The organism is Clostridium lamae (genome assembly GCF_033043255.1).
GTDB lineage: Bacteria > Bacillota > Clostridia > Clostridiales > Clostridiaceae > Clostridium > Clostridium lamae.
Genome location: NZ_JASCQJ010000065.1, coordinates 1 through 12266 on the forward strand (window position 1 = coordinate 1; position 12266 = coordinate 12266).

Sequence of the window (12266 nt, forward strand, 5' to 3'; positions counted from 1 at the left end):
TTGCTGGTTTACTTTATACTTAACTTATATTCTGTTCAATTTTCAAAGACCATTTTCTTCGTCGCCCTCAAGCGACTTCCTTATCTTATCACTTAACATTTTCCTTGTCAACAATTTTTTTATTGAATTTTTCATTCAATTTTGTTGTCGTGAAAACTTGTTTCGTAAGGAACGATTTACATATTATCACCTTTTAATTTTTATTATTTCTATAAAAACATATTTTATTCATAATTATATTAAAATTACTCTATATTTCTTTATTTTTATTTAAATTTCTTATATAGATATTCTAGGTAACGTTTTTGCCTAAATTAGATAAATATACTATTATTAAATAGAATATTTATGAAGACACTAGAGATATAAAATAATTAAAGAGGTGATTTTTTTGAAAAAAATATTAGATAATGACTGGCAAGATTTATTAGACGAAGAATTTCAGAAAGAATACTATCAAAATCTCAGAAAATTTTTAATATCTGAATATAACAATAGAACTATTTATCCAAATATGAATAATATTTTTAATGCTCTTAAGCTTACGCCATATAAAGATGTAAAAGTAGTTATTCTTGGTCAAGATCCTTATCATGGTCCTAATCAAGCCCACGGATTAGCTTTTTCTGTAAATAAAGGTGTTAAAGTTCCTCCTTCATTAATTAATATTTATAAGGAACTTCATGACGATCTAGGCTGTTATATCCCAAACAATGGCTACTTAGAAAGTTGGGCTAAACAAGGAGTCTTACTTCTGAATACAGTGCTCACTGTTAGAGCGCATGAAGCAAATTCTCATAGAAATATGGGCTGGGAGCGATTTACTGATAAAATAATCTCTTTACTTAATGATAAAAATGATCCAATTGTATTTATCCTTTGGGGTAACCCTTCTATATCGAAAGGGAAACTTATAACAAATAGACACCACTATATAATAACATCTCCTCATCCGAGTCCACTTTCTGCTTTTAGAGGATTCTTTGGTAGTCACCCATTCTCTAAAACAAATGACTTTTTAAAATCTGTTAATAAAACTCCAATTAATTGGCAAATAGAAAATGTTTAGTTGATAAAATTAAAAGGCACTTTAAAGGCGCCTTTTTATTTATGTTTAATTTTTTTATATACCGAACATCCAAGTGAAAAAGTCATTCCAATAAAGGTGCATGTAGAAAATGCTAATATGGTATCATTAATAATAAAACCAATAAGTATTCCTATTCCTGCTCCCACAATTATTCCCTTTGCTAAATAATCATAATCTTCTTCTAATAAAGTTAACTTTTCCAACAATAACACCTCTCTTATAAATAGAACTTATTTATATTGTAATTCATACTTCTTAATTAATTCTTAACTAAATCTTAAAGTATAATTAGATTTTTTACTTATATAACATTATTGTATACTTTAATATATATTTATTAATTCAAAAAGACTTTTAAATACTTGTAAATAGACTTTTGAAACCTTTACGCCTATTTATATATAACAAAAAAGCTAACTAAATTAATAGTTAGCTTTACCTGGTGGCTCGACCAGGAATCGAACCAGGGACACGAGGATTTTCAGTCCTCTGCTCTACCGACTGAGCTATCGAGCCTCAACGATATTTATTCTATTAAATTTTTAACAATATGTCAACAGTTTATTCTATATTTATAAAAATTTAGTTATTTTTATTATTATTGAAAAATATAATATACTAATAGTATTATTCGGAGTGTATTATGCGATATATAATTTTTATTTTACTCATTTTAGGCATAGCCTTTATTTACTTCTACTATAATAGAAAGTTAGAAATAATCAAAAAACAATTAATTCTTACCAGAAAACAATATTCTGCTGTAAGAAATAAATATGATACTAGTAAGAAATCAATAGGAAGTTTATCAGTTAAATTTTCAATCCCAACCTATAAAGGAGGAACATTAAAAGCAAACTCATATATATATCTATCACCCTATATATCCTCTGATATACTCAATTGCATGAAGTTTAATACAGAAATCGGAATTCTAGATTGTGCAGAATTAAATAATGAAACATGGTTCTATATAAATATACCTAGTTCGAATAGTATAAATAATCGTGGTTGGGTAAATTCTAAAGATATCTCTATATTTTATAGCACTTCCTCTTCTGTAGCGAAAGCAAATTAAAAGGGTTAGGAGTAATTATACCTCCTAACCCTTTTATATAGTTAACATCATGAATATCAAATAAATCATTATAATTAATATGAATGGAATATTGATAATTCTTTCTTTGCCACCCTCTTCATTAACTAGTATATTACCTTTGACTACTCTTCTCTTAGAATTAATTTTCTCCAAAGCATAAATAATTAAAAATACAAAAATCGAAAAAATGATAGCAATAACTCCATATACTGTTAAAAGTAAAAGTTTTTCTCCTAAACTAATATTTTTAAGAGTTAACTCAGCTGTATCAGCAGCAACTGGTAAATTATCTGTAATCAATTTAGAGATTTTAGCAAAAGTCACTGAAGTTCCATTAACAATAAAATGCATTATCATAGAAGCATAAATACTATTAGTAATTCTAACTACAAGTGCAAAAATAAATCCTATAACTGTAGCATATAAAAATTGATGTGCATCTAAATGAAATATTCCAAAAAATAATCCTGTAATTGCTGCTGCTACATACTTATTTTTATTTTCATATCCAGAAAGAATAATACCTCTAATTGTAACTTCCTCCGTTATAGATGGCAATAATGCTATTAATCCTAACAATAATATATATGGTGTCGATGTTATTTGATAAATGAAAGAACCTACTTCATTATTAACAAAAAAAGTTGATATTAAAGAAAAGAAGGTCATAACTGGCTGAATAACAAATCCTAATAAAATTATTAACAATGTATCTTTCCAATGTAATTTATTTAGTTTTAATATATCCTTAAATGATGACTTTGTAATCAGTATGTATATAATTGCTGGTGTTAAAAATAATATTAAATGATTAAATAGTAAAATTAATCTCGTATCAGTTAAATTAAATGATATATAAATCGGTCTTAAAATATAAGGTCCTATTATCTCTATTAAAAGTATAATTAAAAAATATATATTTGTTCTAAAAATCTTTTTCATAATTAATCCTTTCTACACATATCTATTTGCCTATATTTATCTATTATTTAATGTATAATAATCGTATTTATTGTAAATAATTATAACGAAGCGAGAAAGTTTCCACAGTTAATCGCCTCTCCCCCATTTTATTTATATATGATAATAATCCCCTTTTGTTTTAAACAACATAAGGGGATTATTTATTTTAATAATTCCTTATTAACTCTTTTCTTAATATATTTAGTGCATTCATAGTAGCCTTTCTTCTTATAGATTCTCTATCCCCAGTGAGATTAAATTTTTCTACCACAGTTTTCCCTTTAATGTATATTCCAATATACACTAATCCAACTGGCTTTTCTTTAGAACCACCTTCTGGTCCTGCTATACCTGTACTTGATATTCCTATATCTGTATTAGCTACTCTTGCAACTCCTTCCACCATTTCCTTTGCTGTTTCCTCACTTACAGCTCCAAACTTATTTATTGTTTCTTCATTAACTCCAAGTCTTTTTATCTTAGCCTCATTTGAATACGTCACTGCACCTTCTTTAAATACCTTTGAAATTCCTGGATAAGATATTAACGTAGAGGCTATCATTCCGCCTGTACAAGATTCAGCTGTAGCTACACTCAAATTCTTTTGACATAAAAGTTCTGAAACAACTATATCTAATGATTTTTCTCCTTCTCCATATATATATTCTCCAAGAACACATTTTATTTCCTCACACTTTGAATTAATCAAAGAATCACATTTTTTTTCACTCTCACTTTTAGCAGTAATTCTCAAAGTAACTTCATAGTCCTTAGCATATGGTGCAACAGTAGGATTTGTACTTCCTTGTATTATATCATCAGCTTTTTTTGCCATTAAGCTTTCACCAATACCAAATAGCCTTAAAGTTTTTGATTTAATAACTTCTCCTGTTAAATCTGAAAGATATTTAACTACATGCTTTGTAAACATTTCTTTCATTTCTTTTGGAGGACCCGGTAAAATAATTAGAGTTTTATCATTCTCAGTGATGATAGCACCAGGTGCAGTACCTTTTTCATTTGGAAGAATTATCGATCCTTCTGGGAAATATGCTTGCTTTTTATTTGCCTCTAATATCTCTTCATCTTTGATATCTATAAATTTTCTTATCCATTCTAATGAAGGCTCATGAAGTATCATCTTTTTATTAAAATATTTAGCTCCTAACTCCTTAGTTAAATCATCCTGAGTAGGTCCTAAACCACCTGTTGTAATTATTATATCACATCTATGAAAAGCTTCTTTGAATGAGTTTAGAACTCTCTCTTCATTATCTCCTATAACGCACTGGTGGTAAACATCTATTCCTAAAATAGCCAGCTCCTTAGCCAAAAATTGCGCATTCGTATTGACTATGTCTCCTAACAATAACTCTGTTCCAATTGAAATTAATTCTGCTTTCATACTTTCCTCCTAAATATAGAATATATATTATATTTTACCATAAATTATAAAAGGCAACTAACCAAGCAAAATGAGACCTATATATTTATATTATACGGTCCCATTTTTTTAATTTGATTAATTCCCTTGTTATTCTTGCTTATTTACACTTATATAGTATTTTCCTGTATCATCAATTCCCTCATTTAATATAGAAAACTTACTATCTTTTAGCATAGAAGTTATAATACCTATATTTTCTCTTTGAGCATTATCTAAAGTTATAGTAAAATTATCCTTAGAATCTACAACACTCATATAATCAAATATGTTACTATACTCGCTAAGCCCCAATTGCCCATTTATATCCATTCTATAATCTGGCATAGTACTCCTCCTAAGCTTCTTCATTTGTTGTAAAATTTAATATACATTATTTTTTCACATATACTACTATTTATGCATTTTTTCTATAGTTAATTTTTAGCATTTTCTTCTATTATCTTTTTAGCCTCGGATTCTGGAACTTCTTCATATCTTTCAAATTCACTAGTAAAGCTACCTCTAGCTTGAGTCATAGATCTTAGATCTGTAGTGTACTTAAACATTTCAACTAAAGGAACTTCTGCATTAACTTTTTGAAGTCCGCCTTCTTGTTCCATCCCTAGAACTCTACCACGTCTCTTATTAATATCGCCAATAATATCTCCCATATATTCATCTGGAACAAATATCTCAACCTTCATTATAGGTTCTAACAATATAGGTTTAGCTTGCTCTAACCCCTTTTTGAAGGCTATAGAAGTTGCTAATTTAAATGCCATTTCTGAAGAATCAACAGGATGATAAGAACCATCATGTAACGTAGCCCTTAATCCTACTACAGGATATCCAGCTAATACTCCCTTATCCATACATTCTCTTAGTCCCTTTTCAACTGCTGGTATAAAGTTTCTTGGTACAACGCCTCCCACAACTTTATCAACAAATTCTAAATCACTTTCTCCATCATTTCTAGCTTCAAATTTAATCTTTACATCTCCGTATTGACCATGTCCGCCTGATTGTTTTTTATGTTTTCCTTGAACATCAGCTATACCTTTTATAGTTTCCCTATATGGTACCTTTGGTGTTCTTAAAATAACCTCAGCTCCAAATTTATTTTTTAATTTACTAGCTATTACTTCTAAATGAGTTTCTCCAACTCCTGAAATTATAGTTTCTGCATTTTCACTATCCCTTTCAACTGTAAAAGTAGGATCCTCTTCTAATAACTTTTGAAGTGAAGCTGATATTTTATCTTCATCTCCCTTTGACTTTGGAAGTACCGCCATTGAAATATTTGGCTTTGGAAAATTCATCTTATCATATATAACTTTATTATTAATATCACATAATGTATCTCCAGTTTCAGTATATTGCAATTTTGCAACTGCAGCTATGTCTCCAGCTACTACCTCTTTTGTAGGTATTTGATTTTTACCTCTCATAAAGAATATATTGGCTAGTTTCTCAGTCTTGTCTTTATTACTATTTACTGCTGTAACTTCATTAGTTAATTTTCCTGTAATTACTCTAAATAAAGAAATTTTCCCCACAAATGGATCCGCTATAGTTTTAAATACTAGAGCAGAAAAAGGCTTATCTTCATCTAAACCTATAAAAACCTCTTCATTCATCTTAACATCAAATGCTTTTTGTGGAATTGAATATTTAGGTGATGGGAAACATTCTACGACATCTTCAAGGAAACATCTCATACCTATTACTTTTAATGCACTTCCACACATTACAGGAGCTATATCTCCGGTTGCACAACCTTCAATTAATCCATTATATATTTCTTGATCACTTAATTCCCCTTCATTAAAATATTTATCTAATAATTCTTCACTAGTCTCAGCGACAGCTTCCATTATCATTCTCTTACATTCATCTATTTTTTCTAATAATTCTTCTGGAACATCTACTTCTTTTATTTCTTTTGTTTTTGCATCATGAATTCTAGCCTTCTTAGAAATAACGTTTATAACACCCTTAAAGTCATCTTCTACACCTATAGGATATTGAACAGGAACAACACTAATTCCGAATTTCTCCTTTAATTGTGACAATGTTTTATCATAACTTGAATTTTCTCTATCTAATTTATTTATAAAAAATGTTCTTGGTAGCTTTATTTTATTACAATAATCCCAAGCCTTTTCAGTTCCAACTTTTACTCCTGAAACCCCTGAAACAACTATTGTAGCAACGTCAACAGCTCTCATTCCTTGTATAAGTTCACCAGAGAAATCAAAATATCCTGGTATATCTACTAAGTTAATCTTAGTATCATTAAACTCTATAGGTTCTATAGAAGTTGAAAGGGATATTCCTCTCTTTTTTTCCTCTGGATCAAAATCTGAAACTGTTGTACCATCTTCTACTTTTCCTAACCTATCTGTATTTCCTGTGTGAAATAACAAAGCTTCTATTAATGATGTCTTTCCTGATCCTCCATGTCCTATTAATCCAACATTCCTTAAGTTTTTTATTGTATAACTTTTCATACTATCTCATAATACTTTAACAAATATTATGATTCCACCTGCCTTTCATTTAAAATCTAATTAGTTTTCGAGTTAATACATTTGTTTACTTTATTTTTTAAACTCTTCTGTACATAAATTTTAAATCTCTGATACTTATAATAGTTATCCTAAGTTATTCATAATTAGAATTTTATGTTAATTATAGAATAACATAAATCTATCATAATTTCCAGAATATTCAGTTTATTTTGTGTATGTGTAATATACTTTATATTATTCATATTTATTATAAATAAGTACAGTAATAATCTAATGTCTCAACACCTTAATTTTTAACATTTTATATTATAGTTAATCATGTATTTTTATCATTATATAATTCTTTTTAAATAAAAAGACTATATCTGTTTTCAGATATAGTCTTCTACTTAATATTTATATTGTCACTCCTACTCCTGGTCCTAATGGTAATCCAAATACATACCATATTATAAGTAGTGCTGTCCATCCTAGTAAAAATGCTATTGAGTATGGGATCATAGTAGTAATTAATGTACCTACCCCAGACTTTTTATCATACTTTTCAGCAAAGGCAACAATAAGAGCAAAATAACTCATAAGTGGAGATATAATGTTTGTACTAGAATCTCCTATTCTATAAGCCATTTGCACTAATGCAGGTGATGTACCTAAATTCATTAACATTGGTATAAACACCGGTGCCATTATAGCCCATTTCGCAGAAGCTGACCCCATAAATAAATTAATGAAAGCTGTTAATATTACAAATGCTATTATAAGTGGAATTCCCGTAAATCCTATTCCTTCTAAGAAATTAGCTCCATTAACAGCAATTACAATACCAATGTTTGTATAACTAAAGTATTGGACAAATTGTGCTGCAAAAAAAACTAAAACTATATATCCTCCCATTGTTGACATACTTTTTCCCATTAGAGCTATTATATCTTTATCATTTTTAATAGTTCTGCATCCAACTCCATAAGCAACACCTGGAATAAAGAATAATAAAGAAATAATAATAACTATAGAATCCATAAACGGTGAGTTTAATATTTCATTAGTTTCTGGATTTCTTAATACTCCATTTGGAAGTAAGCATATCACCATTAATATAGCGAATATCAATGCTGCTATTCCAGCAAATTTTAAACCTCTTCTTTGCTCATGAGTAATATCTTGTAGAATTGCTTTTTCCTCACCTCTATACGCCCCAAGCTTAGGTTCTACTATTTTTTCAGTAACTATTGTACCTATTATAGTGATTACAAAAGTAGAAGCAATTATAAAATACCAGTTATCTGCTGTTCCAACAGAAGCTGTTGATGAAAATAATTTCGCTCCTTCTGTAGAAATACCTGCTAATAATGCATCAGTTGGTCCTGCTAATAAGTTTGCGCTATATCCACCTGATACACCTGCAAAAGCTGCTGCTAATCCAGCCATAGGATGTCTTCCGAAACTTAAGAAAACAATAGCTCCAAGTGGTACTAACACAACATATCCTGCATCAGATGCTATACTTGACATTACCCCAGCAAAAACTACAACTACAGTAATTAATCTCTTAGGAGTACTTGTTACTAACTTAGTTAATAATGTTCCAATAAGACCAGTACCTTCTGCAACTCCTACTCCTAGTAAAGCGACTAGAACAGTTCCTAGTGGTGCGAAACTAGTGAAATTCTTAACAGCTGATGTAAACATGTATCTAATTCCTTCAGGTGTTAGTAAGCTTACAACATTTGCTGTCATCTCTTTTATTTCCATTGTACTTCGATCTAATCCAGTATACGTTACTGATATACCCATTTTCTCCATTATAGCCGATATGACTATAATAATTGAACAAAGTATTACAAAGATTGTTGCAGGATGAGGTAACTTATTGCCAATTCTCTCAATCGCACCTAAAATACCTCTATTAGAGTTCACATTTTTCTCATTAATTTTCATCTTTCGTCCCCCTTAAATTGCAAATTAAGTCTTGTAAAAATTTCATTATTTGTTTAATTCAATTTTATATCTTTTTCTACCAAATACTCATCTATTATATAACCAATTTTACTCTTTTTCAAGTTTATATATGATTTTTATTCAAATTCATTAAAAAATCTGTATTCATTTTGTTAATATTTTAGTAAATCTATCTATAGCTTAAAAATATAAAATATAGGATATACTTATAAATATAATTATGATTTATTAAAAAATATCCAATATTATATATATGTATTTTATATTGAAGGAGGTTTTTCTAATACTTGCATTTAAAACCATTTTCTATATTTCATTTATTGTAAATTTAGCCATTATATTTATAATGATTTTATTTGATAAAAAAAGACCTGAAAAAACTTTGGCTTGGATTCTAATTTTAATGATATTACCTCCTGTTGGGTTAATATTATTTATATTTTTAGGTCGAAACTGGAAGGTTAATACACTTGATAAAAAATCTAAAGAAAGGACACTTAGATTAATATCATCTACTGACTTAAAAGAAAATAATTTAATATATGAATATAAAGATATTATAAGCTTAGTAGCTGCAAATTCTTTTTCGCCACTATTTATGAATAATGAAATTAAAATATTAGATGGTGGAATTAATAAATTTGATATGCTAAAAAAAATGCTTAATGAGGCAACTGATCATATTCATCTTGAATATTATATAGTTAAGAATGATGGAATAGGTAATGAAATTAAAAATATTTTAATAAAAAAAGCTAATGAAGGTGTTAAAGTCCGATTTATTATAGATAAAGTTGGTTCTATAAGGCTTAATCGCAAATATATAAAAGATTTAAGAAATGCAGGAGTCGAAGTAGCTCTATACTCATATGTATTAGCACCATTCCTAAGGCTTATAAATACACAGATAAACTATAGAAACCATAGAAAAATAGTAGTTATAGACAGCAAAGTTGGTTTTTTAGGAGGAATTAATATTGGTGATGAATATATAGGTTTAGGAAAAATGGGCGAATGGAAGGATTGCCATATTATGATTGAAGGAGATTGTGTGTTAGGCCTACAATCAGTGTTCTTAGATGATTTTTCTAGCATAAAAAAATATAATAATGAAGAAGTACATATTTTAAATAATATAGAAAGTTACTTTAAAAACCACAATTCCTACGGAAATGTACCTATGCAAATAATTAAAAGTGGACCTGATTCTGAATTTCCTAGTATTCTTCAAGTATTAATAAAAATGATTAGTACCGCAAAAAAATCTATAAACATTATAACACCTTATTTCATTCCTTCAGAGAGCTTAATGGATTCATTAAAAATTGCTATTTTAAGTGGAGTTATTGTATCTTTAATATTTCCTGAGAAAGCTGATCATTTTACTGTAAATAGAGCATCTAAAACTTACCTAGCTGAACTCCAAAAAATTGGTGCTAAAATTTACTTTTATAAAAAAAATGCTTTTATACATTCAAAGTTATTAACGATTGACGAAAAAATATGCACAATTGGAACTGCTAATTTAGATATTAGGAGTTTTGAATTAAACTATGAAATTAATTCTATTATTTATAATGAGCAAATAACTAAGGACTTCAATAATTTATTCAAAAGTTTATTAGAAAATTGTAGTGATTTTAATTATAAACAATATGAAAATAGATCTACACTTAATAAACTTGTTGATGGAGTTTCAAGATTATTATCCTCAATTTTATAAAGACCAGCTATTCAGCTGGTCTTATATTTTTTGAGATTAAATTTTTCAAGTAAAGTTATAATTATAAATCCAAAAATTCCTCCTGATGTATCTATTAATACATCTTTAAATGCCATACTTCTCCCTGGAATAAAATATTGATGAAGTTCATCAGTACATGCGTATAGAAATACAAAGATAATTAGATAAAACCTTAGACCTCTTATATTTCCATAGTGCCTTGAAACATTATATGAAAGAAAGAATAAAATCATATATTCAGAAAAATGAGCAACTTTTCTTACTATAAATGTTGCAAGTTCTCCAAAATAATCATTTAACTCTATTCCTACAAGGCTAAAAATTTTTAGTACTAATTCACTTTGATTACTTGAAACTTCCCCTGGTTGGTGTGACATTATAAATATTACTATCATCCATGTAATTAATAGAAACCACGATATTATCTTTTTATGTTTATACATAAACCTCTCCTTATGTTAATATAATAATTAATCTTTTTCCACTAGATACTTATTTATATATGCAAGTGATTGTTCTAATATATTTTGACTCCTTTCTAAGTCTTTCACATTGACTTCCAAATTGTATATTCTTTGTTCTACTAGATTCATTATCTGTTTTATATCATTTAAAAGCTTTGCTTCATAAGAAACTTGTACTCCATCTAAGTCCATATATATTTTTTCAGGTACACCCCCGCATTTAGCACATTGTATATATATATTATTCTTTTCTATATCCCTATGCACCTTAAATACATCATTAGAACACTTAGAACAATTAGGCATAATTATATAATCATTAATGCTTACATCTATATTATACCTTGATTCACATTGAGCACAAATTAATTTCACATTCTCTTCTTCACTTTCTAAATAAAATCTATTTCCACTGCATCCATCCTTCTCACATACAAAAGTTCTTATCATTTTTTACTCCCCCTCATTAACTAGAAAGATTACTTCTTTACCATTTAATATGCTATATTATACTAATTTATTCTTATATTATTAAATTTATATACATATGGAGTAAAAAGTAAAATAGATCTAAATTTATCATTTAGACCTATTAGATATTTTGCTATTTAACTAACTTTTTTATTTCTTCTTCTATTTCTCTTATTAACTCATCTAATGTATTCGTATTCTTTCCGGCTAATACTAATTTTCTTTTTTCTAGCTTTAAATCAACTATTTTTTGCTCTAAGTCATCCTTCTTGCCCATACTAACACTTCCTATCTAAGGATAAGACCTTAACATTTCTTATTATTCTACTGTTTATATATTAATTATATATTATTTTCTATTTTATTCCTATTTAAAATTTTAGAGATTTTTTAAATTTTTTCGACATTTATAAATAATAAAAAAAGAAGTTATGATTTCATAACTTCTTGGTGGAGGTAAAGGGATTCGAACCCTTGACCCCTTGCGTGCAAGGCAAGTGCTCTCCCAACTGAGCTATA

Annotated in this window: 12 protein-coding genes and 1 tRNA gene; 3 read left to right on the plus strand and 10 right to left on the minus strand. The window is 28.1% G+C overall.

Features of this window, described 5'->3' with window-relative positions:
* Positions 1-391: 391 nt before the first annotated feature.
* On the plus strand, positions 392-1069 hold the full coding sequence (locus QK892_RS17745) for a uracil-DNA glycosylase (protein WP_317274879.1): 678 nt from the start codon (positions 392-394) through the stop codon (positions 1067-1069).
* Positions 1070-1104: 35 nt separating this feature from the next.
* On the opposite strand, the gene QK892_RS17750 is transcribed toward QK892_RS17745, so the two are convergent.
* Positions 1105-1302, minus strand: coding sequence for a hypothetical protein (locus QK892_RS17750; RefSeq protein WP_317274880.1), 198 nt, complete (start codon positions 1300-1302; stop codon positions 1105-1107).
* Between the two features lie 228 nt (positions 1303-1530).
* Positions 1531-1606 (minus strand) — tRNA-Phe (locus QK892_RS17755).
* A gap of 127 nt (positions 1607-1733) precedes the next feature.
* Here QK892_RS17755 and QK892_RS17760 point away from each other — a divergent pair.
* Positions 1734-2168, plus strand: a complete 435-nt coding sequence (locus QK892_RS17760) for a hypothetical protein (protein ID WP_317274881.1) — start codon at positions 1734-1736, stop codon at positions 2166-2168.
* Positions 2169-2201: 33 nt separating this feature from the next.
* Here QK892_RS17760 and QK892_RS17765 read toward each other — a convergent pair whose 3' ends face one another.
* From QK892_RS17765 to QK892_RS17785, 5 genes are all read right to left on the minus strand, one after another.
* Positions 2202-3131 carry a CPBP family intramembrane glutamic endopeptidase gene (locus QK892_RS17765; protein ID WP_317274882.1) on the minus strand — a complete coding sequence of 310 codons (930 nt, stop codon included), beginning with the start codon at positions 3129-3131 and terminating at the stop codon, positions 2202-2204.
* A 187-nt stretch (positions 3132-3318) separates the two neighbouring features.
* The gene (locus tag QK892_RS17770; protein ID WP_317274883.1) at positions 3319-4557 is read right to left on the minus strand and encodes a competence/damage-inducible protein A; all 1239 of its coding nucleotides are present in this window, start codon (positions 4555-4557) and stop codon (positions 3319-3321) included.
* 129 nt (positions 4558-4686) lie between these two features.
* Positions 4687-4923, minus strand: a complete 237-nt coding sequence (locus QK892_RS17775; RefSeq protein ID WP_317274884.1) for a hypothetical protein — start codon at positions 4921-4923, stop codon at positions 4687-4689.
* 89 nt (positions 4924-5012) lie between these two features.
* Positions 5013-7088 carry an elongation factor G gene (gene fusA / locus QK892_RS17780; protein WP_317274885.1) on the minus strand — a complete coding sequence of 692 codons (2076 nt, stop codon included), beginning with the start codon at positions 7086-7088 and terminating at the stop codon, positions 5013-5015.
* 417 nt (positions 7089-7505) lie between these two features.
* The gene (locus QK892_RS17785) at positions 7506-9047 is read right to left on the minus strand and encodes an AbgT family transporter (protein ID WP_317274886.1); all 1542 of its coding nucleotides are present in this window, start codon (positions 9045-9047) and stop codon (positions 7506-7508) included.
* A gap of 274 nt (positions 9048-9321) precedes the next feature.
* Here QK892_RS17785 and cls point away from each other — a divergent pair, with 274 nt between their 5' ends.
* Positions 9322-10791, plus strand: coding sequence for a cardiolipin synthase (gene cls / locus QK892_RS17790; RefSeq protein ID WP_317274887.1), 1470 nt, complete (start codon positions 9322-9324; stop codon positions 10789-10791).
* Between the two features lie 11 nt (positions 10792-10802).
* Here cls and QK892_RS17795 read toward each other — a convergent pair whose 3' ends face one another.
* The 3 genes from QK892_RS17795 to QK892_RS17805 form a co-directional block, all read right to left on the minus strand.
* On the minus strand, positions 10803-11255 hold the full coding sequence (locus QK892_RS17795; protein WP_317274888.1) for a VanZ family protein: 453 nt from the start codon (positions 11253-11255) through the stop codon (positions 10803-10805).
* 27 nt (positions 11256-11282) lie between these two features.
* Positions 11283-11726 carry a hypothetical protein gene (locus tag QK892_RS17800; protein WP_317274889.1) on the minus strand — a complete coding sequence of 148 codons (444 nt, stop codon included), beginning with the start codon at positions 11724-11726 and terminating at the stop codon, positions 11283-11285.
* A gap of 154 nt (positions 11727-11880) precedes the next feature.
* Positions 11881-12024 carry a hypothetical protein gene (locus QK892_RS17805; RefSeq protein ID WP_317274890.1) on the minus strand — a complete coding sequence of 48 codons (144 nt, stop codon included), beginning with the start codon at positions 12022-12024 and terminating at the stop codon, positions 11881-11883.
* Positions 12025-12266: the final 242 nt, after the last annotated feature.

Excerpts from the sequence above, each read along its gene's own strand:
- QK892_RS17785 (WP_317274886.1), bottom strand. The coding sequence starts at position 9,047 with ATGAAAATTAATGAGAAAAATGTGAACTCTAATAGAGGTATTTTAGGT.
- QK892_RS17800 (WP_317274889.1), bottom strand. The coding sequence starts at position 11,726 with ATGATAAGAACTTTTGTATGTGAGAAGGATGGATGCAGTGGAAATAGA.
- fusA (WP_317274885.1), bottom strand. The coding sequence starts at position 7,088 with ATGAAAAGTTATACAATAAAAAACTTAAGGAATGTTGGATTAATAGGA.
- QK892_RS17760 (WP_317274881.1), top strand. The coding sequence starts at position 1,734 with ATGCGATATATAATTTTTATTTTACTCATTTTAGGCATAGCCTTTATT.
- QK892_RS17765 (WP_317274882.1), bottom strand. The coding sequence starts at position 3,131 with ATGAAAAAGATTTTTAGAACAAATATATATTTTTTAATTATACTTTTA.
- QK892_RS17795 (WP_317274888.1), bottom strand. The coding sequence starts at position 11,255 with ATGTATAAACATAAAAAGATAATATCGTGGTTTCTATTAATTACATGG.
- QK892_RS17770 (WP_317274883.1), bottom strand. The coding sequence starts at position 4,557 with ATGAAAGCAGAATTAATTTCAATTGGAACAGAGTTATTGTTAGGAGAC.
- QK892_RS17775 (WP_317274884.1), bottom strand. The coding sequence starts at position 4,923 with ATGCCAGATTATAGAATGGATATAAATGGGCAATTGGGGCTTAGCGAG.
- cls (WP_317274887.1), top strand. The coding sequence starts at position 9,322 with ATGTATTTTATATTGAAGGAGGTTTTTCTAATACTTGCATTTAAAACC.
- QK892_RS17805 (WP_317274890.1), bottom strand. The coding sequence starts at position 12,024 with ATGGGCAAGAAGGATGACTTAGAGCAAAAAATAGTTGATTTAAAGCTA.